The 20419-nt window shown below is 68.3% G+C and carries 16 protein-coding genes and 1 pseudogene; 8 read left to right on the top strand and 9 right to left on the bottom strand.

Features of this window, described 5'->3' with window-relative positions; translation table 11 throughout:
- The first annotated feature begins 22 nt into the window (after positions 1–22).
- Complete coding sequence (gene mog / locus AC1DFC_RS03100) at positions 23–607, top strand: molybdopterin adenylyltransferase (protein WP_413312582.1); 585 nt, start codon at positions 23–25, stop codon at positions 605–607.
- Here the strand turns inward: mog and AC1DFC_RS03095 are convergent.
- The 4 genes from AC1DFC_RS03095 to czcI form a co-directional block, all read right to left on the bottom strand.
- Entirely contained in the window at positions 597–3761 is a 3165-nt protein-coding gene (locus tag AC1DFC_RS03095; RefSeq protein WP_478178656.1) for a CusA/CzcA family heavy metal efflux RND transporter, read from the bottom strand. The genes mog and AC1DFC_RS03095 overlap by 11 nt on opposite strands.
- A gap of 10 nt (positions 3762–3771) precedes the next feature.
- Entirely contained in the window at positions 3772–5136 is a 1365-nt protein-coding gene (locus AC1DFC_RS03090; protein WP_478178655.1) for an efflux RND transporter periplasmic adaptor subunit, read from the bottom strand.
- Between the two features lie 22 nt (positions 5137–5158).
- Entirely contained in the window at positions 5159–6496 is a 1338-nt protein-coding gene (locus tag AC1DFC_RS03085; RefSeq protein ID WP_478178654.1) for a TolC family protein, read from the bottom strand.
- Positions 6497–6590: 94 nt separating this feature from the next.
- The gene (gene czcI, locus AC1DFC_RS03080) at positions 6591–6965 is read right to left on the bottom strand and encodes a cation efflux protein, CzcI family (protein WP_413331824.1); all 375 of its coding nucleotides are present in this window, start codon (positions 6963–6965) and stop codon (positions 6591–6593) included.
- Between the two features lie 159 nt (positions 6966–7124).
- On the opposite strand from czcI, the gene AC1DFC_RS03075 reads away from it, so the two are divergent.
- Positions 7125–7802 carry a heavy metal response regulator transcription factor gene (locus tag AC1DFC_RS03075; RefSeq protein WP_413331823.1) on the top strand — a complete coding sequence of 226 codons (678 nt, stop codon included), beginning with the start codon at positions 7125–7127 and terminating at the stop codon, positions 7800–7802.
- Positions 7799–9126: pseudogene (locus tag AC1DFC_RS03070) on the top strand (heavy metal sensor histidine kinase). Before AC1DFC_RS03075 ends, AC1DFC_RS03070 begins: the two are co-directional and overlap by 4 nt.
- Positions 9127–9133: 7 nt before the next feature.
- On the opposite strand, the gene AC1DFC_RS03065 reads toward AC1DFC_RS03070, so the two are convergent.
- Both AC1DFC_RS03065 and AC1DFC_RS03060 read right to left on the bottom strand, forming a co-directional pair.
- Entirely contained in the window at positions 9134–10387 is a 1254-nt protein-coding gene (locus tag AC1DFC_RS03065; RefSeq protein WP_413331821.1) for a cation:proton antiporter, read from the bottom strand.
- Between the two features lie 36 nt (positions 10388–10423).
- Positions 10424–10741: a winged helix-turn-helix transcriptional regulator gene (locus AC1DFC_RS03060; protein WP_007833720.1), complete on the bottom strand. Its 318-nt coding sequence runs from the start codon at positions 10739–10741 to the stop codon at positions 10424–10426.
- 130 nt (positions 10742–10871) lie between these two features.
- On the opposite strand from AC1DFC_RS03060, the gene AC1DFC_RS03055 reads away from it, so the two are divergent.
- Complete coding sequence (locus tag AC1DFC_RS03055; RefSeq protein WP_478178653.1) at positions 10872–11444, top strand: carboxymuconolactone decarboxylase family protein; 573 nt, start codon at positions 10872–10874, stop codon at positions 11442–11444.
- Positions 11445–11465: 21 nt separating this feature from the next.
- Here the strand turns inward: AC1DFC_RS03055 and AC1DFC_RS03050 are convergent, their stop codons facing one another.
- The gene (locus tag AC1DFC_RS03050) at positions 11466–13751 is read right to left on the bottom strand and encodes a heavy metal translocating P-type ATPase (protein WP_478178652.1); all 2286 of its coding nucleotides are present in this window, start codon (positions 13749–13751) and stop codon (positions 11466–11468) included.
- 70 nt (positions 13752–13821) lie between these two features.
- Here AC1DFC_RS03050 and cadR point away from each other — a divergent pair, with 70 nt between their 5' ends.
- The gene (gene cadR / locus AC1DFC_RS03045; RefSeq protein ID WP_007833725.1) at positions 13822–14292 is read left to right on the top strand and encodes a Cd(II)/Pb(II)-responsive transcriptional regulator; all 471 of its coding nucleotides are present in this window, start codon (positions 13822–13824) and stop codon (positions 14290–14292) included.
- Between the two features lie 12 nt (positions 14293–14304).
- Here the strand turns inward: cadR and cysE are convergent, their stop codons facing one another.
- Positions 14305–15075 carry a serine O-acetyltransferase gene (cysE, locus tag AC1DFC_RS03040; RefSeq protein ID WP_007833726.1) on the bottom strand — a complete coding sequence of 257 codons (771 nt, stop codon included), beginning with the start codon at positions 15073–15075 and terminating at the stop codon, positions 14305–14307.
- An 89-nt stretch (positions 15076–15164) separates the two neighbouring features.
- Complete coding sequence (locus AC1DFC_RS03035) at positions 15165–15905, bottom strand: RNA methyltransferase (RefSeq protein ID WP_007833727.1); 741 nt, start codon at positions 15903–15905, stop codon at positions 15165–15167.
- A 109-nt stretch (positions 15906–16014) separates the two neighbouring features.
- Here AC1DFC_RS03035 and AC1DFC_RS03030 point away from each other — a divergent pair, with 109 nt between their 5' ends.
- The 3 genes from AC1DFC_RS03030 to AC1DFC_RS03020 are packed head-to-tail and all read left to right on the top strand — an operon-like array spanning position 16015 to position 20392.
- The gene (locus tag AC1DFC_RS03030; RefSeq protein ID WP_007833728.1) at positions 16015–17070 is read left to right on the top strand and encodes an inositol monophosphatase family protein; all 1056 of its coding nucleotides are present in this window, start codon (positions 16015–16017) and stop codon (positions 17068–17070) included.
- Between the two features lie 2 nt (positions 17071–17072).
- On the top strand, positions 17073–19313 hold the full coding sequence (locus AC1DFC_RS03025) for an FUSC family protein (RefSeq protein ID WP_478178651.1): 2241 nt from the start codon (positions 17073–17075) through the stop codon (positions 19311–19313).
- Entirely contained in the window at positions 19313–20392 is a 1080-nt protein-coding gene (locus AC1DFC_RS03020; RefSeq protein ID WP_007833730.1) for a mechanosensitive ion channel family protein, read from the top strand. The genes AC1DFC_RS03025 and AC1DFC_RS03020 overlap by 1 nt, the downstream gene beginning before the upstream one ends.
- Positions 20393–20419: the final 27 nt, after the last annotated feature.

Genomic DNA, 20419 nt, shown 5'->3' with positions numbered 1-20419 from the left:
CCTCCCGGGAAGGAGCAACACCATGAGCGCACCGGACTCTGTTCGCATCGGCATCGTCTCGGTCAGCGACCGCGCCTCCAGCGGCACCTACGAAGACAAGGGCCTGCCTGCGCTGAAGGAGTGGCTCGGCCGGGCACTGAAGAACCCCATCGAATTCGAGCCCCGACTGATCCCCGACGAGGCCGACCGCATCAGCGCGACGCTGATCGAACTGGTCGACGCCGGCTGCTCGCTGGTGCTGACCACCGGCGGCACCGGCCCCGCCCTGCGCGACGTGACCCCAGAGGCCACGCTGGCCGTGGCCCACAAGGAAATGCCCGGCTTCGGCGAACAGATGCGCCAGATCAGCCTGCGCTTTGTGCCGACGGCGATCCTGTCGCGGCAGGTGGCGGTAATCCGTGGCAAGAGCCTGATCATCAACCTGCCGGGGCAGCCGAAGTCGATTGCGGAGACGCTCGAAGGGCTCAAGGACACAGAAGGCGTGCAGGTCGTACCCGGCATCTTTGCAGCGGTGCCTTATTGCATCGACCTGATCGGCGGGCCGTACCTCGAGACGGACGATTCGGTCTGCAAGGCGTTCAGGCCGAAATCCGCCATCAGGCGCTGAGGCGCCAGGCCTCGCGCTCGCCTTCCTCCTCCCGCCGATGCGCGATGCGGTAGAGCAGCGGCAGCACCAGCAGCGTCAGCGCGGTCGACGAAAGAATACCGCCGATCACCACCGTCGCCAGCGGCCGCTGCACCTCGGCACCGGTACCGGTGGCGATGGCCATCGGCACGAAACCCAGCGAAGCGACCAGCGCCGTCATCAGCACCGGCCGCAGCCGCGTGAGCGCGCCTTCGCGGATCGCGGCGTCCAGCGGCAGGCCGCCTTCGCGAAGGTTGCGGATGAACGAGATCATCACCAGCCCGTTGAGCACCGCCACGCCCGACAGCGCAATGAAGCCCACCGCCGCCGAGATCGACAGCGGAATGCCGCGCATCCACAGTGCCACGATGCCGCCCGTGAGCGCGAAGGGGATGCCGGTGAACACCAGCAGGCCGTCCTTGAGGTTGCCGAACATCGCGAACAGCAGCGTGAACACCAGCAGCAGCGACACCGGCACCACTACCTGCAGCCGTTCGGTGGCCGAGGCGAGGTTCTCGTACTGGCCGCCCCACACGGTCCAGTAGCCGGCGGGGATCTTCACCTTGCCCATCGCCTCCTCGGCCTCGGCCACGAAGGAGCCGAGGTCGCGGCCGCGCACGTTGGCGCTGACCACGATTCGGCGCTTGCCGTCCTCTCGGCTCACCTGGTTGGGGCCGGGCGCGATGTCCAGCGTTGCCACCTCGCCCAGCGGGATGAAGCTGGTGCGCAGGCCCTCGGCGCCCGCGCCCTTGGGCAGCGCCACGGGCAGGCGCTTGATGGCTTCCAGGTCGGTGCGAAGTTCCTCGGGCAGTCGCACGATGATGTCGAAGCGCCGGTCGCCGTCGAACAGCCTGCCCGCCTCGCGCCCGCCGACCGCCGCCGAGATCGCGTCCTGCACGTCGCCCACGTTGAGGCCGTAGCGCGCGGTCTTGTTGCGGTCGATGTTCACGGTGAGCATCGGCAGGCCGGTGGTCTGCTCGACCTTCACCTCGGCCGCGCCGGCGATCTTGCCCAGCACGCCCGATACCTCGGCCGCGGCCTTGTTCAGCACGTCCATGTCGTCGCCGAAGATCTTCACGGCCACGTCGCTGCGCACGCCCGAGATCAGTTCGTTGAAGCGCAGCTGGATCGGCTGCGAAAACTCGTAGTTGTTGCCCGGCAGTTTCTCCACTTCTTCCTGCACGGCGGCAAGGAGCTCGTCGCGCGTGCGCTTCGGCTTGGGCCACTCGCTCTCGGGCTTGAGCATGATGTAGCCGTCGGAGATGTTCGGTGGCATCGGGTCCGATGCAATCTCGGCCGTGCCCGTGCGCGCGAACACGCGCTCGATCTCCGGAAACCTCGCCTTCAGCGTGCGTTCGAGCTGCTTCTGCATCTCGACCGACTGCGTGAGGCTCGTGCCCGGGATGCGAAGCGCCTGGATCGCGAAATCTCCCTCGCTCAGGCTCGGCACGAACTCCGTGCCCAGGCGCGTCGCCAGCAGACCCGACAGCACCACCGCCACCGCGGCCAGGGTAATGACCAGCGGCTTGGCCGACATGACGCGCGCGAGCAGCGGCTCGTAGCCGCGCTTGGCCCACACCATCAGGCGGTTCTCCTTCTCGCTGACCTTGCTGCCGATGAACAGCGCCACGGCCGCGGGGATGAAGGTGATCGACAGGATCATCGCGCCCAGCAGGGCAATCACCACGGTGAAGGCCATCGGGTGGAACAGCTTGCCCTCGACGCCCGTGAGCGCAAAGATCGGCAGGTACACGATCATGATGATCAGCTGGCCGAACAGCAGCGGCCGGCGCGCCTCCTGCGAGGCCGCGAACACTTCGTGGAAGCGCTCGCTGCGCGTCAGCGGCCGCCCCTTGTGTGACTGCGCATGGGCCAGCCTTCGCACGCAGTTCTCCACGATCACCACCGCGCCGTCGATGATGATGCCGAAGTCCAGCGCGCCCAGGCTCATGAGGTTGGCGCTGACCTTCTGGTTCACCATGCCGGTGAAGGTGAAGAGCATCGACAGCGGAATCACCAGCGCAGTGATCAGCGCCGCGCGGATGTTGCCGAGGAACAGGAACAGGATCGCGATGACCAGCACCGCGCCCTCGAACAGGTTCTTCTTCACCGTAGTGATGGCCTTGTCGACCAGCACCGTGCGGTCGTACACCGTCACGGCCTTCACGCCAGCGGGCAGCGTGCGGTTGATCTCCCGCATTTTCTTGTCGACAGCCTGCGACACGGTGCGGCTGTTCTCGCCGATCAGCATGAACACGGTTCCGAGCACCACTTCGCGGCCGTTGTCGGTGGCCGCGCCGGTGCGCAGTTCCTTGCCGATGCCGACCTCGGCCACGTCCTGCACGCGCAGCGGAATGCCGCCCGCGTTGCCGAGGATCACGTTGCCGATGTCTTCCACCGACTTCACCTGCCCCGGCGCGCGAATGAGGTACTGCTCGCCGCGCTTCTCGATGTAGCCCGCGCCCACGTTGGCGTTGTTGCGCTCCAGCGCGGTGACCAGGTCGGTCATCGTGAGGCCGTGGGCCAGCAGCTTGGCGGGGTCGGGCGCGATCTGGAACTCCTTGGCGTAACCGCCGATGGAGTTGATCTCGGTCACGCCCGCCACGTTGCGCAACTGCGGCTTGATGATCCAGTCCTGGATCTCGCGCAAGTCGGTGGGCGAGTACGGCTTGCCGTCGGCCTTCTTCGCCCCCTCCTGCGCCTCGACGGTCCAGAGGTAGATCTCGCCGAGGCCGGTCGAGATCGGCCCTATCACCGGCGAAATGCCGCTCGGCATGCTTTCCCGCGCAGACTGGATGCGCTCGTTGACGAGCTGCCGCGCGAAGTAGATGTCGATGCCGTCCTTGAAGATCACCGTCACCTGCGACAGGCCGTAGCGCGACAGCGAACGGGTCTGCTGCAAGCCCGGCAGTCCGGCCATCACCGTCTCGATCGGGTAGGTCACGCGCTGCTCGGCCTCAAGCGGCGAATAGCCGGGTGCGGCAGTGTTGATCTGCACCTGCACGTTGGTGATGTCGGGCACCGCGTCGATGGGCAGCTTCTGGTAGCTGAAGATGCCGAGTGCGGCCATGCCGAGCACGGCGAGCAGGATCAGCCAGCGCTGTTCGATGGAAAAGCGAATGATGCGTTCGAACATGCAGGCGTCCTCAGTGGGTGTGCGTGGCCGAGCTCTTGCCCTGCTGCGACTTCACGACGAAGCTGCCGCTGGCGGCATGGGCCGCGCCGGGCTCCAGTCCGCTCACGATCTCGATACGCTTGCCGTCGCTGCGCCCGGTCTGCACGTGCTGCGGCACGAAGCCGCCGGGCACCCTGAGGAACACGGTCGGCTTGTCCTCCACCGTCTGCACCGCCTCGGCCGAGACGGTCACGGGCGCATCCATCTCGGAGGCCACGAGCTCGACGTTCACGAACAGGCCCGAGCGCCAGATGCGCTGCGGGTTGGTGAGCGTGACGCGCGCGGTGGCGGTGCGCGTCTGCGCGCCGATCAGCGAGCCCACGTACGACACCGTGCCACTGGCCGTCTGGTCGAACGAGGTCGAGCGGATGGTCACACGCTCGCCGATGCGCACGAGGTTCAGGTTGTTGGCGGCCACGCTGATCTCGGCCCACACGGTCGACAGGTCGGAGATGGTGAAAACGTTGACGGCTTCTCCCACCGACTCGCCGAGCGAGATGTGCTTCTCGACCACCATGCCGTCGAAGGGCGCGCGCAGCTCGTATCGGCCCAGCGCCGACGAGCCGGGCGTGGCGCCGAGCGCCAGCAGCTTCTGGTTGGCGTTGGCCACTGCGATCTGCGCCTCCTGCATCGCCTGCTGGGCTTGCAGGTAGTCCTGCTGCGCGGAGATCTTTTCTTCCCATAGCTTCTTCTCGCGCTCGTAGGTGGTGCGGGCCAGCTGCAGCCGGCGCTGCGCCGACTGCAATTCGCTGCGCTGCTCCGAAAGACCCGGGCTCGACAGCACCGCGAGCACCTGGCCACGCTTCACTTCCTGCCCCAGGTTGGCCGGCACGCTGTCGACCACGCCCGCCACGCGCGGCACCACGTGGGCCGTGCGGTCCTCGTTGAACTTGATCTCGCCGGGCAGCTGCAGCGACGTCTTGATGCGCGCGGGGCCGGTGCTCTCTATGCTCACGTCGGCCGCCTTGATCTGCTCGTCCGTGAAGACGATCTTCTCTTCGTCTTCCTTGTGGCCGGCGGGCTCGTGGCTGGCTTCCAGCTTGCCCTCTTCGTGGTGCTCCTTGTCGATATGGCCCGAGGCTTCGCCATGGCTGTGATCGTGGTCCTTGCCCTGCGCCCCGGCTTCCTTGTGGCCTTCTTGGCCTTCTTCTTCGTGATGCTCGCCGTCGCCGTGCCCCGTGGCCTCCGAATGGCCTGCCGCTTCGGGCTTGGCGGGTGCGGTGCGCAGAATCATCGCGCCAGCGCCAAGGCCCAGCACCACGACGACCGCGATGGCGATCCACTGCTTCCTGCCGCCGCTTCTTTCAGCGAAAGGTTTGCGTTCTTCGGTGTTCATGATCTTTGGAATTCCTTGCTTGTCAGCGCGCAATGGGCGCCGTCGCGGGAGAGAAGTCGCTGGCTTCGTTGCCGAGCAGCCGGTCGAGGTCGCCGGCCGCGCGGTGCGCGTCGGCCAGTGCGAGCAGGTACTGCGCACGCACCTGGAACAGCGTGCGCTGCGCATCGAGCGCTTCAAGAAAGCTGAACTTGCCGAGCTCGAAGCCCTTGGTCGCGGCCTTGTAGGCGGCTTCGGCGCCAGGCAGCGCATCGCGTTGCAGCGTCTGCGCGGTGGCGCGCGCGGAGCGCAGCCGCTCCGAAGCCTGCATAACGTCTGCGCCCAGCTGCAACTCGGCGGCGGCGAGGTCGTCGCGGGCCTTCTCTTCGCGGCTCAGGGCCTCGGCGACGTTGCCGCGGTTGGTGTCGAAGATCGGCAACGGAACCGACAGGCCCACGACCACCTGGTTGCGGCGGCTGCCACCGGTCTCGCCCTCGGAGGACGGCACGCGCTTGGCACCGAGCGACACAGTCAGGTCGGGAATGCGCCTGGCCCGCTCCAGTTCGGACAGCGCCTTGCGCCGCTCGACTTCGAGCCGCGCCTGCCGCACCGCGGGCGCGGCACCCAGGCGGCTTTCCACTTCCTGCGCCGGCACCATCGCCGGCAGTTGGTCGACCGCGCCTTCCACCTGCGTGAAGCGCGGGCTCGGATTGCCCCACAGCGCGGCCAGCTGCCGGCGCGCCGAGCGCAGCGCGCCCTCCGCCTGCTGCAGCTCGACGCGGATGCCGGCCTCGGCCACGCGCGCCCTGGTTTCTTCCAGCGGCGAGACCTTGCCAGCTGCCACGCGGTTGGCCGCCGCGCGGGTGGCCGTCTGCGCGAGTCCGGCGGAATCCTGCGCGAGCCGCAGGCGCTCCTGCGAGGTCAGCACGTCGAAGAAGGCGGTGACCGTCGCCGCGCGGATCTCCGCGCGGCGGCCGGCCAGCGCAGAGACGGCCTGGTCTCTCGCGCGCTCGGCCGCCGTCACGCGGGCAGCGCGCTTGCCGCCCAGTTCGAGCGGCTGGCTCAGCTGCAGCGTGGTGGTGCGGTTGTCGCGGCGCAGGTCTTCCACCTGCGCATCGAGCGTGGGGTTGGGCCAGGCGCCGGCCTGGACGATGGCGGCCTCGGTGGCGTCCTGCTCGCGGGATGCCGCGGACAGGCCGGGGTTGGCCTGCAACGCCATCGCGACGGCGTTGCCCAGCGTCAGCGGGCCTGAGGGCTCCAGCGTGCGGGCCGCCGCGCCGGATGGCTGTGAATACGGGGAGCCGGCAGCGGTCGGTGTGACCTGTGAAAAAGCCGGGGGCGCCGCCATGGCCAACGCGGCCAGCGGCACGAAGAGCGTGCGCATCGAATTCTCCTGGGTTGCGAAACAACGGACGGACGAATTCGGCGAGAGCTCAGCTGATGGTGGAAATCAGAAAAGGGGGTGTTCTCTCGCCGAATCAAAGGGCGAGAGACCAGTCGGGACGGACTGGAACGTCGGAGATGTGCGAGGCGAAGCGCTCGGCGGACGTCGCGCGCAGGGCCGGGGCCACGCGCGCCGCGGCCTTCGCCGGCTCAGCCGAAGCTTCTGCATGCTGCACGCTGCCGGAATGGCAGACCGCGCAGTCGCCGACCACGGCATTCGGCTGGGTGCTGGAGTTCTTCTGCGCGCCCTCCCCGCTGTGGCTGCGGTCGGTGCCGCGGGTTTCGCTTTCGTGATGGCCCCAGTGCTCGGGCTGCGTATCGCGCTCATGCTGGCAGTACGCCGATGCCGACGCCCAGCTGAACTGGAACGGCAACAGGACGAGCAGGAAGATGAGAAACCAGCGGCGCATGGGAGCAAAAAGTATATCGGCGGCGCGCGGCAGGCTCGGGCAAAGGCCTTGCGGCCCGCGGGCCCGGCGCAATGTATGACACCGGGTGAAGGCTTCGTCCGTCAATAGGATTACCAAATCGTAATCCCCGTATCAAAAGCGCTTCGATACCATGCGTGAATGCGGATCCTTGTCATAGAAGACGAACCCAAACTGGGCGACTACCTGAAAAAGGGGCTCGAGGAGAACGGCTACGTCGTGGATATCGCTCGCGACGGCATCGAGGGGAGGTACCTCGCCACCGAGGGCGACTACGCCCTCGTCCTGCTCGACGTGATGCTGCCCGGCATCGACGGCTTTGCCGTGCTGCAGGCCATCCGCCGCACGAAGAACGTGCCCGTGCTGGTGCTGACGGCGCGCGACAAGGTCGAGGACCGCGTGCAGGGGCTGCAGCAGGGCGCGGACGACTACCTCGTCAAGCCCTTCTCCTTCTCCGAACTGCTGGCGCGCGTGCAGGCGCTGATGCGCCGCGGCAAGCAGCAGGAATCCACCGTGCTGCGGCTGGCCGACCTGGAGGTCGATCTCGTCAGCCGCAAGTGCACGCGCAACCGCACGCGGCTCGACCTCACGGCCAAGGAGTTCACGCTGCTGCTGGTGCTGCTGCGCCGGCGCGGCCAGATCCTGTCGCGCACCACGCTCGCCGAGCAGGTGTGGGACATGAACTTCGACAGCGACACCAACGTGGTGGAAGTGGCCATTCGGCGCCTGCGCAGCAAGCTCGACGATCCGTTCGAGGTGAAGCTGCTGCACACCGTGCGCGGCATGGGCTACGTCCTCGAAGACCGCTCCTGGTCTTGACCGCCCGGCCGCACTCACTCCAGAGCCGGTTGTCGCTCTGGTTCGCCGCGCAGACCCTGTTCGGGCTCAGCGTGATCTGCTTCGCCATCTACCTCGTCACGGCCTGGAGCTTCGGGCAGAAACAGGAAGAGGAGCTCAACCAGAAGGCAGTGCTGGTGGAGCACCTGCTCAAGGAGGCCGACAAAGGCGGCGACCTCGTCTTCCTGCGGCACAAGCTCGACGACTTCTTCTCGATGCAGGACGACGTGAGCCTGTCGATCTCGCATGCGGGCAAGCAGCTTTTCCAGTCCAGTCCCACAGCCGGCAGCCGCTGGATGCGGCGCAACCTCTTGGTGCCCTGGCAGCAGAGTGGCCTGACGACGCAGTTGCAGGTTCAGCTCGGCGTGAACACGGCGCAGGAAGACCGCCTGCTGGAGCGACTCGGATGGACACTGCTGGGCGCCGTCGTGCTGGGCACGGCGCTGGTCTCGTCACGGGCATGTGGCTGGTGCGGCGCGGCCTGCGCCCGCTCAAGGCGCTGGCCGAGCGCACCGCTGCAATGGCGCCCGACAAGGCCAACCGCCCCATCGATGCGATGGACTTCGCCGAAGAGCTGCGCCCCTGGATCACCCAGTTCAACGCGCTGCTGCTGCGGGTGCAGCGCGCCTATGTGCAGCTCGAATCATTCAACGCCGATGTGGCGCACGAGCTGCGCACGCCGCTGGCCAACCTGATCGGCGCCACCGAACTCGCGCTCACGCGTCCGCGCGGCAACGAGGAGCTGCAGGCCGTGCTCGCGTCCAACCTCGAAGAGATCGGGCGGCTCTCGGGCATCGTCACCGACATGCTGTTTCTCTCGCAGGCCGAAAGCGGCACGCCGATGCGCACACGGGCGGCGGCCAGCCTGGCGGCGCAGGCGGGCGACGTGATCGACTTCTACGACGCCATGCTGGAAGAAGCCGGCCTGCGCGCCGAGGTGAAGGGCGACGCCGTGGCCGACGTGGACGCCGCGCTGGTCCGGCGCGCCCTCTTCAACCTGCTGGGCAATGCGATCCGTTTCGCGGCGCCTGCCTCGACGATCCGCATCGAGATCGGGAGCGAGAAGAACCACAGCGAGGTCACCTTGGCGGTGGTCAATCGGGGCGAGCCGATCGACCCCGCCGCGTTGCCTCGCCTGTTCGAGCGCTTCTATCGCGCGGCACCGGCCCGCGACGGCTCGCCTCGGCACCACGGCCTGGGCCTGTCCATCGTGGAAGCCATCGCGCGCATGCACGGCGGGCGCGTGTTCGCGGCGAGCCAGGGCGGCGAGACGCGCATCGGCTTCACAGTGCGCCGCGACGGCTGAGCCGCCGTCAGGACTTGGCGCGAGCGCCGTCCGACGCGACTGCTGCCTTGCGGCCGATGAACAGGTTGATCAGCGGCCCCGTCATTGCCGTGGTCACGAGCGCCATCACCAGCAGCATCGTGAACAGCTCGGGGCCGATGAGCCCTGCATCGAGGCCGATCTTCATCACGATGAGTTCCATCAGACCGCGCGCATTCATCAGCGAGCCCGTGGCGAGGCTGTCGCGCCAGCCATAGCCCGCCATGCGTGCGCCGGCCGCGCCGCCTGCGATCTTGCCCACGGTGGCCACGCCCACGATCAGCAGCATTGCGCCAAGGCTCGCGCCCGAGAAGGCATTGGCCGTGGTGCCCAGTCCCGCCAGCGCGAAGAACAGCGGCATCAGCACGACGATGGAAATCGGCTCGATGCGCTCGGTGAGCGACTTCAGCAGCCGGTCGTCGCGCGGCAGGCAGGCGCCGAACAGGAAGGCGCCGAACACCGCATGCAGGTGCAGCCACTCGGTGACCAGCGCCGTCGCCAGCAGGCCGATCATCAGCGCCGCCATCACCGTGGTCGAAGGCTCGCCCTCGGGCGCCTTGGCGCGCAGCAGCCGCGCGAAGGCCGGCTTGAGCCCGAAGAACAGCGCCAGCAGCACCACCGCCATGCCCAGCGTGGTCTTGAGCAGGCCCCGGTAGCCCTCGCCCGCGCCGACCAGCGCGACCACGACGGCCAACAGGATCCAGGCGAACACGTCGACCACGGCCGCGGCACCCAGCGACAGCTGGCCGAAGGGCGTGCGCGTCATGCCGCGGTCTTTCAGGATGCGCGCCATCACGGGAAAGGCGGTGATCGACAGCGCCGCCGCGATGAACAGCGCGAACGGCCAGAACGCGACCCCGGCCGGCGCGAGCGCCGGATGCAGCGCCGGCGCGATCGCCAGGCCCAGCGCCATCGGCACGGCCACGCTCAGCACGCCCACGTAGCCCGCCGAGCGAAGCTGCTCACGCACGCCCTGCGACGCCCGCAGCTCCAGGCCGACCACAAACATGAACAGCACCAGCCCCAGCGTCGACAGCGACGAAAGCCCCTGCAGCGACTCCTTGGAGAACAGCTGCGCATGCAGCGAGGGAAACAGCGCCCCCATCACGACCGGCCCGAGCATCAGCCCCGCCGCCATCTCGCCGACGACGCCCGGCTGGCCCACGTGGCGAAGAATCCATCCGCACAGGCGCGCGGTGATCAGGATGACGATGAGTTGCAGCAGGAGCGAAGTGACAGACATCGGGGGACGGGAGTACGGAAGGCAATGCGGCGGATGTTAGTTCGAAGCCGTGTCGTCGAGCCAGCGGTTGGCCCATTGGTTCAGCGGCGCGAGGCGCTTGACGAGTTCGCCGCCCGACTCGGTGAGCGCATAGCCTGCATCGGCAAGCTCGACCACGCCGACAGCGCGCAGCTCCTTGAGCCGGTCGTTCAGCACCGAGGGCGACATGTCGTCCGTGCTGGTGCGCAACGCCCTGAAGCTCTGCGGCAGCCCGTCGCGCAGCTCCCACAGGATGCGCAGCGTGCCCTTGCGGCCGAGCTGCTCCAGCAGCCGCATGATGGGCCGGCGCGATGCCGTGGGTTGTGCGTCTTCCATGCCGGGTCCTTCGGTTGATCGGTCGTTCGGCGAGTGTACGCGCTTGCGCTACGCATTTCGTAGCGATAGACTGCAGCGAATCGCTACGCTTTTCGTAGCGATTTCCATCATTGCATTGAAGGAACCGTCCATGGCCGACACAGCCGCAAACCCCACGCCGAGGATTCCCCCGCTCGAAGCGCCCTATCCCGAGCCCATCGGCGAACTGCTCCAGCGCATGACGCCGCCGCAGGCGCCCGAAATCCTCGCCCTGTTCCGCGTGATGGCCGTGAACCCTGCGCTGGCCGAACGCACGCTCGACCTGGGCCGCTACCTGCTGGGCCGCAAGGCGGCCATCGGCCTGCGCGAACGCGAGATCGTCATCCTGCGGGTCTGTGTCCGCTGCGGTGCCGAATACGAATGGGGCGTGCACTGGGCCGGTTTCGCCGACGCGGCCGGCTTCAGCGAAACCGACCGGCGCGTGATGGCATCGGCCGATGGCGATCTTTCATTGCTCGCGCCGCGCGACCGGCTTCTGGTGTCGATCGTCGATCAGTTGCACGACACGAGCAATGTGGACGATGCACTGTGGGAGGCCCTGGGCGCGCACTGGAGCCATGCGCAGCTGATCGAGCTGATGATGCTCGCGGGTTGGTATCACTCCGTGAGCTATGTGTGCAATGCGGCGCGGGTGCCGCTGGAGGCGTGGGCTGCACGCTGGTGAAGTGAAGCCGTGGCTTCTACTCTACCTTTGCGCGCGCATCAGACGCAGCCCGTTCGCCACCACCAGCAGGCTCGCCCCCATGTCGGCAAACACCGCCATCCACATGGTCGCGCTGCCGAACACCGCGAGCACGAAGAACACGGCCTTGATGCCCAGCGCCAGCGTGATGTTCTGCCACAGTACCGAATGCGCCCGGCGCGACAGGCGGATGGTCTCGGGGATGCGGCGCAGGTCGTCGTTCATGATGACCACGTCGGCCGCCTCCATCGCGGTGTCGGTGCCGGCCCCGCCCATCGCGAAGCCGATGTCGGCCTGCGCGAGCGCGGGGGCGTCGTTGATGCCGTCGCCGGTCATCGCGGCGGCGCCGTAGCGCTGCTGCATGGCCTTGACGGCGTCGAGCTTCTCCTCGGGCAGCAGGTTGCCGCGCACGTCGTCGATGCCGGCGTGGGCGCCGATGGCCTTCGCGGTGGCGGCGTTGTCGCCGGTGAGCATCACGGGCACGACGCCGAGCGCACGCAGTTCCGCCACCGCGGCCTGCGACGATTCCTTGATGGTGTCGGCCACGGCGAACAGCGCGAGCACGGCCTTGTCCGATGCCAGCAGCGTGACGGTGCGGCCCGCCTCTTCATGGCGCTTCAGTTCGGCTTCGAGCGACGGCGTGCACAGGCCTCGCTCCTCGATCAGGCGGTGGTTGCCGAGCACGTAGGCCTGCCCCGCGTGCGTGGCCTGCACGCCGCGGCCGGGCAGCGCGGCGAAGTCGCCGACTTCGCCTTGCGGCCCCTTGAGGCCTTCGGCGATGGCCTTCGACACCGGGTGGTCCGAACGGCCCGCGATGCTGGCAGCTATGGTGAACACCGTGGCCTCGTTGCCCGAGGTGTCGACCAGCACCGAATCGACCAGCTTCGGCTTGCCTTCGGTGACGGTGCCGGTCTTGTCGAGCGCAACCGCCTTGAGCCTGCGCGCCTCTTCGAGGTACGTGCCGCCCTTGATGAGAATGCCGCGCCGCGCGGCCGCGGCCAGCGCGCTCACCACGGTGACGGGCGTCGAGATCACCAGCGCGCACGGGCAGGCGATGACCAGCAGCACCAGCGCCTTGTAGATGGCCTGCAGCCACGTCCAGTCCATGAACAGCGGCGTGAGCACAGCCACGGCCAGCGCCAGCACAAAGACGGTGGGCGTATAGATGGCGGCGAACCTGTCGACGAAGCGCTGCGTCGGCGCGCGCGAACCCTGCGCCTCCTCGACCGCGTGGATGATGCGCGCCAAGGTGGTGTTGGCCGCCACCGCCGTCACGCGGAACTCCAGCCCGGCGGTCTGGTTGATGGTGCCCGCGAACACCGGGTCGCCGACGGTCTTGTCGACCGGAATGCTCTCGCCCGTGACCGGCGCCTGGTCGATGGCGCTGGTGCCTTCGGTGACGACACCGTCCAGCGGCACGCGCTCGCCGGGGCGGATGCGCGCAATGGCATCCAGCACCACCTCGCTGGCCATCACGGTGCGCCAGCTGCCGTCGGCCTGCTTCACCTCGGCCTGCTCGGGCGCGAGCGCCAGCAGGCTCTGGATGGCATTGCGCGCGCGGTCCACGGCGCGCGCTTCGATCAGTTCCGCGATGGCATAGAGCGCCATCACCATCGCGGCTTCGGGCCACTGGCCGATGATGAAAGCACCGGTGACGGCCACGGCCATCAGCGCGTTGATGTTCAGGCGCCCGCGCACCAATGCGGCAAAGCCCTTCTTGTAGGTGTCGAGACCGGCGAGGCCGATCGCGCCCAGCGCCAGCACCATCTCGGCCGCCATGAAGCCCTTGCTCTCGAACCCCATGAAGGAGATCGATTCGGCCGCGATGGCCAGCAGCAGTGCAGCCACCAGGCGTGCAAGCCCGATGCTCATGCCGGCGATCTTCGCGGGCGCGGCTGCCGCGGCACCCTCTGCGTTCAGCGGCTCGGGCTTGAAGCCGGCCTTGCGGATCGCGGCGAGCGCCTGGGGCAGCACGCCGTCGTCGGTGGTGATGGCCATGGTGCGTTCGCCAAGCCGGAAGCGCAGGCCCTTGACCCCCGCGACCGGCTCGAGCGCACGGCGGATCTCGGATTCCTCGACGGCGCAATCCATCGTGGGAATGCGAAAGAGCAAGGCGCCCTTGGGAATATCGGCCGCGTCGATGGCGGGCGACGAGCCGCAGACCGGATCGCCGCAGCAGGATGTTGCGGCAGGGGAATGCGCATGCCCGGGCGCGTGGTCGTGACCATGATCGTGATCGTGCGGATGAAGGGCCGGCGTCACCGGCTTCAGGGCGTTCTGATTCGTCATGGCATCGATTGGAAACCCTGAAGCAGGTGTAGAGTCAAACGCTCATTCCCACTCGTTCATTTGCCGCATCATGAAAATCGGGGAACTGGCCAAGGTCGCGAACACGCCGGTCGAAACCATCCGGTACTACGAGCGCGAGCAACTGCTGCCCGAGCCCGCGCGCACCGATGGCAACTACCGCATCTACGACGAAGACCATGCCCAGCGCCTGGGCTTCATCCGCCGCTGCCGCTCGCTCGACATGACGCTCGACGAGATCCGCAGCCTGCTGAAATTCCGCGACGCGCCACAGGACGACTGCGGCGAGGTCAACCAGTTGCTGGACGACCACATCGGCCACGTGGCCACGCGCATCGCCGAACTCAAGATGCTGGAGAAGCAACTGAAGGCGCTGCGCCAACAATGCTGCGGCCCCGAATCGGCCAACGCCTGCGGCATCCTGCAGGAACTGGACACCGCCTCCCTCGCTCCCGAGACCTTCGGCCAGCACGCAGGCCATGTGCACGGGGCGCTGCACGCGCCGGCCAAGCGGGGCGGCTGATCGGGCTTCTTCTTACTTGCCCACCAGCTGCGTGAGCTTGTCCGCCTCGAAGTTCTCGTCGCGCGCCGCATCGCCCGGCACGCAATCCTTGGTGCCCGGCTGCGCCGACAGCTTCTCGATGGCCTGCCACAGCAGCGCGATCTGGTGCTCCTGGCTCGATGCGCTGTCGATCAGCCCGCGCAGCGCCTGGCTCAGCGGGTCGTCTTCCTGCGTGATGCCGTAGGCGGAGAACTTCTGCGGCGCGGCCACATCGGCGCTTTCGCCGGTCTTCGACGGAATGATGCGTGCGGGAATGCCCACCGCGGTCGCCCCCGCCGGCACCGGCTTGATGACCACCGCGTTGCTGCCGATCTTGGCGCCATCGCCCACGACGAAACCGCCCAGCACCTTGGCCCCCGCGCTCACCACCACATCACGCCCCAGCGTCGGGTGCCGCTTGGCGCCCTTGTAGAGCGAGGTGCCGCCCAGCGTCACGCCCTGGTAGATGGTGCAGCCGTCGCCGATCTCGGCCGTCTCGCCGACCACCACGCCCATGGCGTGGTCGAAGAACACGCGCTCGCCGAGCTTGGCGGCCGGATGGATCTCGATGCCGGTGAGCCATCGCGCCCAGTGCGCGATGAAGCGCGCGGGCCACTTGAAGCCATGCGTCCAACAGGCGTGCGCCCAGCGATGCAGCACCACGGCATGGAAGCCGGGGTAGACCGTGATCACTTCCCAGGCGCTGCGGGCGGCCGGGTCGCGTTCGAGGATGCACCGGATGTCGGCGCGCAGTCGAGTGAACATCGCTGCCTTCTGTCTGTTGTCGTTATATCGATAGGGGCGAAGCAGTCTAAGGCCGGGGGTCTTCGCGTAGGGCCGAAGGGGTTTTTTATTCAGGAGCTTTTGCCGGCCTTGGGTGCCTTGGCGGCGTCGGCCATGGCCTTGGCGATGCCACGCAGGATGTGGATTTCCTCCGGCGTAGGCTGAGCGCGGTTGAAAAGCTGCTGCAGCCGCGGCATCAGCTTCTTGGGCGCTTCGGGATCGAGGAAACCGATCTCCACGAGCGAGCGCTCCCAGTGGTCGAGCATGCCGGCCACCGCCTGCGCATCGGCCGCCTGCACGGGGTTGATGGCTTCGCGCACCTCGTAGCCACCGAGCGCGAGCCGCCACTCGTAGGCCACCACCTGGATCGCCGCGCCCAGGTTGAGCGAGCCGAACTTCGGATCGGTCGGGATGCTCAGGGCCACGTTGCAGCGGTAGACGTCCTCGTTGCGCATGCCGAATCGCTCGGAGCCGAACAGGAAGGCCACGTGCTGGTCGCCCTGTTTGGCCAGGGGTTCCAGGTGCTCCCGGGGCGTGCGCGTGGGCGGGCCGAAGTCGCGCGGGATCATGGCCGTGGCGCACAGGTGGGTGACGCCGTCGAGGGCTTCGTCCAGCGTTTCTACGATGCGGGCGTTGGTCAGCACGTCGAGCGCGCCGCTCGCGCGCTGGATGGTTTCCTCGCGCCGCAGCACGTTGGCCCAGCGCGGCGCCACCAGTACGAGGTCGGAAAAACCCATGGTTTTCATGGCGCGGGCGGCGGCGCCCACGTTGCCGGCGTGGCTGGTCTGGATCAGGATGAAACGGGTGCGCATGGCGGATTTGGAGACACGAAACGGCGGAGCCGGTAAAATCCCCCGATTCTCGCTGCCCGCATCGCCGGGCCGCCTCCGGGGGCCTCCCCACCGTTCTTCCCACAATCCAATGTCGTCCCCCAACCTGCATCCCATGCTCAACGTGGCCGTCAAGGCCGCACGCGCCGCCGGCGCGATCATCAACCGCGCCGCCCTCGACGTCGAGGCCGTTCGCATCTCCCAGAAGCAGGTCAACGACTTCGTCACCGAAGTCGATCACGCCAGCGAAAAAGCGATCATCGAGACGCTGCTTGGCGCGTACCCGGGGCACGGCATCCTGGCCGAAGAATCGGGCACCGAACACGGCGCCAAGGACTCCGACTACGTCTGGATCATCGATCCGCTCGACGGCACCACCAATTTCATCCACGGCTTCCCGGTGTACTGCGTGTCCATCGCGCTGTCGGTGCGCGGCAAGATCGAGCAGGCCGTGGTGTACGACCCCACCCGCAACGACCTGTTCACCGCCACCAAGGGCCGCGGCGCCTACATGAACGAGCGCCGCATCCGCGTCTCCAAGCGCACCCGCCTCAACGAGTGCCTGATCTCCACCGGCTTCCCGTTCCGCACCGGCGACAACTTCAAGCAGTACCTGGCCATCATGGCGGACATGATGCCCCGCGCGGCCGGCCTGCGCCGCCCCGGCGCCGCCGCACTCGACCTCGCCTACGTGGCGGCCGGCTTCACCGACGCCTTCTTCGAGACCGGCCTGAATCCCTGGGACGTGGCCGCGGGTTCGCTGCTGGTGACCGAGGCCGGCGGCCTGATCGGCAACTTCACGGGCGAGCCCGAGTTCCTCGAACAGCGCGAATGCCTGGCCGGCGCCCCGCGCATCTACGGCCAGCTGGTGCCGCTGCTCGCCAAGTATTCGAAGTTTGCCAACGTGGACGACAAGCTGCGCGCCAGCGACCGCGTGCGCGCCGTGTCCGCCTCGACCAAGTCGAATGCCGCCGACGCCTCGGTCGACCTGTACGCCCGCAGCACCGTGGTCGACTTCGCGGATGAAGCTGCCGAAGGCGCCGCCCCGGCACCCGCCGCCGCACCCGCCCCCCGCAAGCTCACGCGCATCCGCCGCGACGCACCCGCCGCCAGTGGCCCCTCCGAGGGCGACACGCCCGCCAAGTGACGATGCTGGGGCCCCACGCCGCGCCCCGCGTTCGTGCCGCTCTGCGCATCGCGCTGAGCCACTACGTCGCGAGCGGGCTCACCGTTGCGCTGGGCCTGCTGTTCATCTCGGGCGGCATCCACCTCTGGCTCGGCACCATTGCGGCCTCTGCGGCCGCCACCGGCGTGATCGTCACCGCGCCGCCCGACTTGCCCGGCCCACGCCGCGGCAAGTTCCTGCAGATGCTGCCGGCGCCGCTCATCGGGCTGCCGCTCTTCTTCGCGGTGCAGATGCTGCACAGTGCCCCCATCCGGCTCGGGCTGGTGCTGGTGCCCGCCACCTTCGTCGCCTTCCTGGCCATGGCCTGGGGCAAGCGCGGCATCCCGATCGCCATCGCGGTGATGTTCTCGATGGTGTTCTCCATGGCCACGCCGCCGCCCGCCGGCATGGCCGACGCCATCGAGCGCACCTGGCACTTCGGACTGGGCGCGGGCCTTTACGTGATCTGGGCCACGCTGGCCAACCTCGCGCTCAACGGGCGCTTTCGCACCCAGTCGGTGGCCGACGTGCTGTATTCGCTGGCCGCGCTGATGCGAACCGAGGCCAGCCAGTTCCTGCCGCAGGACGAGACCCGCGACGTGCGCGACACTCCCGCGCCCTTGCTGGGCCAACTGCTGCGCGAGCAGGCCGCGCTGGCCGACCAGTTGCAGGCCACGCGCGACATCGTGCTCGAGTCGCCGCGCACTCCGCGCCGCCAGCGCCTGGCCGCCATGCTGGTGATCGTGCTCGAGATGCGCGACCAGCTGCTGGCCAGCGAGCTCGACCTCGACACCCTGCGCGCCCACCCCGCGCACGCCGAGGCGCTGATCGAGATGCGCCGCGTGCTCGAAGAGCTCGCCGACGAGACCATCGCGCTGGCCGACGCCCTCATGATGGGCCGCCACCCCGAGGCCGTAGCCGACCGCCGCCCGCGCCTGGCGGCCATCCACGTCTCGGCCGACGACAGCACCGACATGCACGGCGGCAGCGGCCCCACGGCCGCCATGCTCGCGCGCGGGCTGGCCAGCCGCATCGGCCACATCAACGACGAGGTGCTGCGCCTGTCGGCCATGGCGCGCGGCGACGCCGAGCCCAACCTCGCCGTGGTGCGAGCCAACTGGCAGCTCTTCGTGAGCCCCACCGACTGGTCGCTGCGCCCCTTCCTCACGCTGTGGAGCTGGGACCAGCCGCCGCTGCGCCACGCCATCCGCGCCGCGCTGGCCATCGCAGCCGGCTACGCCATCGCGGTGTCGATGCCCTGGGGCTCGCACGACTACTGGATCCTGCTGACCATCGTGGTCGTGCTGCGCGGCAGCCTGTCGCAGACGCTGGAGCGCCGCAACGCGCGCGTGGCCGGCACGCTGCTGGGCTGCGTGCTCGCGGTGGGGCTGCTGTCGGCGCACCCGTCGGCGCTGATGCTGCTGGTCATCGTCACGGTGGCGCAGGCCATCGCGCACAGCTTCGCACTGCGGCGCTACCTCATTACCGCCGTGGCCGCCACCGTGCTCGGCCTGGTGCAGGCCCACATGCTGAACGTGGGCATCGCGCCGATCTTCGCGCTCTTCGAGCGCATCGCCGACACGCTCATTGGCGCCGCGCTGGCCTGGGGCTTCTGCTACGTGCTGCCCTCGTGGGAGCGCACGCAGATTCCGGCGCTGGTGTCGCGCGTGCTCACCGCACAGGCGCGGCATGCGCGGCTCGCGCTCGGCCTGGGCCAGCTCAAGGCCATCGACAGCAGCCCCGAGCTCGAATGGCGGCTCGCGCGCCGCGAGGCCTACGACAGCCTCTCGGCGCTGGTGCAGGCCACGCAGCGCTCGCTCTCGGAGCCGCGCGCGGTGCAGCCGCCGCTGGAGCCGCTCGAGCACCTGCAGGCACACAGCTACCAGCTGCTTGCGCAGTTGAGCGCCGTGAAGTCGATGCTGGTGCTGCGGCGTGACCGCCTCACGCCCGCAGAGGTCGAAGGCCCGATCAGCCGCACCGCGCAGCGCATCGAAGCGGCCATCGGAACCATTCCTACCACCGGCCCCTCTCAACCCGAGAGCGCCGGCTCGACCACCGTGGGTGGCCCGATCCCCCTGCCCGACCCGTTCGACAACGACATCAGCCCCTGGCTGCTGCGCCGGCTCGACCTCGCCACGGCACTCGCCACGCAGCTGCGCGACGACGCGGCGCGCATTCTTCAACCCCTGAACGAGACAACAGCAGCCACGACGACCACCGCCTGATGACCAAAGAGATACTTGCCCACCCCTGGTTCGGCACATGGATTGCCATCCTCGTCGCCATCCCGCTCGCTCTTCTGGTTCACCGCATCGGCGGCCTTGTCCTGAAGCGCATCACCCGCCCCGTACCCACGGTGCACGCGATGGTGATCAACTGCAACGCGCCGGCACGGCTCGTGCTGCCGCTGGTGGCGCTGCTGCTCATCTTCCAGGCGGCGCCTGACGACCTTCGCTTCATCGGCAACGTTCGCCACCTCAACGGACTGCTGCTCATCGCCGCCGCCACCTGGCTCACGGTGAAGGCCATCAGCGGCTTCGCCGAAGGCGTGCTCGCCCAGAACCCTTCCGACATCGACGACAACCTGCAGGCGCGCCGTGTGCTCACGCAGACGCGCGTGCTGGCGCGCACCGCCATGACGGTGGTGCTGGTGGCCGGCGGCGCGATGATGCTCATGACCTTTCCGGGTGCGCGCCAGGTGGGCGCGAGCCTGCTGGCCTCGGCCGGCGTGATCGGCATCGTGGCCGGCCTCGCGGCCAAGCCGGTGTTCAGCAACCTCATTGCGGGCCTGCAGATCGCGCTGGCGCAGCCCATCCGCATCGACGACGTGCTCGTGGTCGAGGGCGAATGGGGCCGCGTCGAGGAGATCACGGGCACCTTCGTCGTCCTCAAGATCTGGGACGAGCGCCGGCTGATCCTGCCACTCACCTACTTCATCGAGAAGCCGTTCCAGAACTGGACGCGGCACTCGGCGCAGCTGCTGGGCGCCGTGTTCATCTACGTCGACTACGGCATGCCGCTCGCGCCGCTGCGCGCGGAGGTCGAGCGCATCGTGAAGGCCGCACCCGAATGGGACGGCCGCTTCTTCAACCTGCGAGTGACCGATGCGACCGAGCGCACCATGCAGATCCGCGTGCTGTGCACCGCGGCAACATCGGGCCTTGCGTTCGACCTGCGCTGCAGCGTGCGCGAAGGGCTGATCGACTTCATGCAGCGCGAGCACCCGCAGTTCCTGCCGAAGATGCGCATCGCGAGCGACGGCGACCAGGAATACGGACAACAGCAACAACGAGCCGTGGCCTGATACGGCGTTGAGGCGCTCGGCGATGAA

Source organism: Variovorax sp. 10L421, from assembly GCF_056395365.1.
This window is presented reverse-complemented; position numbering and strand designations above follow the sequence as displayed.

Bases quoted from the DNA above. Each gene is read 5' to 3' on its own strand.
- AC1DFC_RS03055 (WP_478178653.1), top strand. From the start codon at position 10,872: ATGGCCGACACAGCCGCAAACCCCACGCCGAGGATTCCCCCGCTCGAA.
- AC1DFC_RS03085 (WP_478178654.1), bottom strand. From the start codon at position 6,496: ATGCGCACGCTCTTCGTGCCGCTGGCCGCGTTGGCCATGGCGGCGCCC.
- AC1DFC_RS03050 (WP_478178652.1), bottom strand. From the start codon at position 13,751: ATGACGAATCAGAACGCCCTGAAGCCGGTGACGCCGGCCCTTCATCCG.
- AC1DFC_RS03020 (WP_007833730.1), top strand. From the start codon at position 19,313: ATGACCAAAGAGATACTTGCCCACCCCTGGTTCGGCACATGGATTGCC.
- cysE (WP_007833726.1), bottom strand. From the start codon at position 15,075: ATGTTCACTCGACTGCGCGCCGACATCCGGTGCATCCTCGAACGCGAC.
- cadR (WP_007833725.1), top strand. From the start codon at position 13,822: ATGAAAATCGGGGAACTGGCCAAGGTCGCGAACACGCCGGTCGAAACC.
- mog (WP_413312582.1), top strand. From the start codon at position 23: ATGAGCGCACCGGACTCTGTTCGCATCGGCATCGTCTCGGTCAGCGAC.
- AC1DFC_RS03075 (WP_413331823.1), top strand. From the start codon at position 7,125: ATGCGGATCCTTGTCATAGAAGACGAACCCAAACTGGGCGACTACCTG.
- czcI (WP_413331824.1), bottom strand. From the start codon at position 6,965: ATGCGCCGCTGGTTTCTCATCTTCCTGCTCGTCCTGTTGCCGTTCCAG.
- AC1DFC_RS03060 (WP_007833720.1), bottom strand. From the start codon at position 10,741: ATGGAAGACGCACAACCCACGGCATCGCGCCGGCCCATCATGCGGCTG.
- AC1DFC_RS03035 (WP_007833727.1), bottom strand. From the start codon at position 15,905: ATGCGCACCCGTTTCATCCTGATCCAGACCAGCCACGCCGGCAACGTG.
- AC1DFC_RS03065 (WP_413331821.1), bottom strand. From the start codon at position 10,387: ATGTCTGTCACTTCGCTCCTGCTGCAACTCATCGTCATCCTGATCACC.
- AC1DFC_RS03025 (WP_478178651.1), top strand. From the start codon at position 17,073: ATGCTGGGGCCCCACGCCGCGCCCCGCGTTCGTGCCGCTCTGCGCATC.
- AC1DFC_RS03030 (WP_007833728.1), top strand. From the start codon at position 16,015: ATGTCGTCCCCCAACCTGCATCCCATGCTCAACGTGGCCGTCAAGGCC.
- AC1DFC_RS03095 (WP_478178656.1), bottom strand. From the start codon at position 3,761: ATGTTCGAACGCATCATTCGCTTTTCCATCGAACAGCGCTGGCTGATC.
- AC1DFC_RS03090 (WP_478178655.1), bottom strand. From the start codon at position 5,136: ATGAACACCGAAGAACGCAAACCTTTCGCTGAAAGAAGCGGCGGCAGG.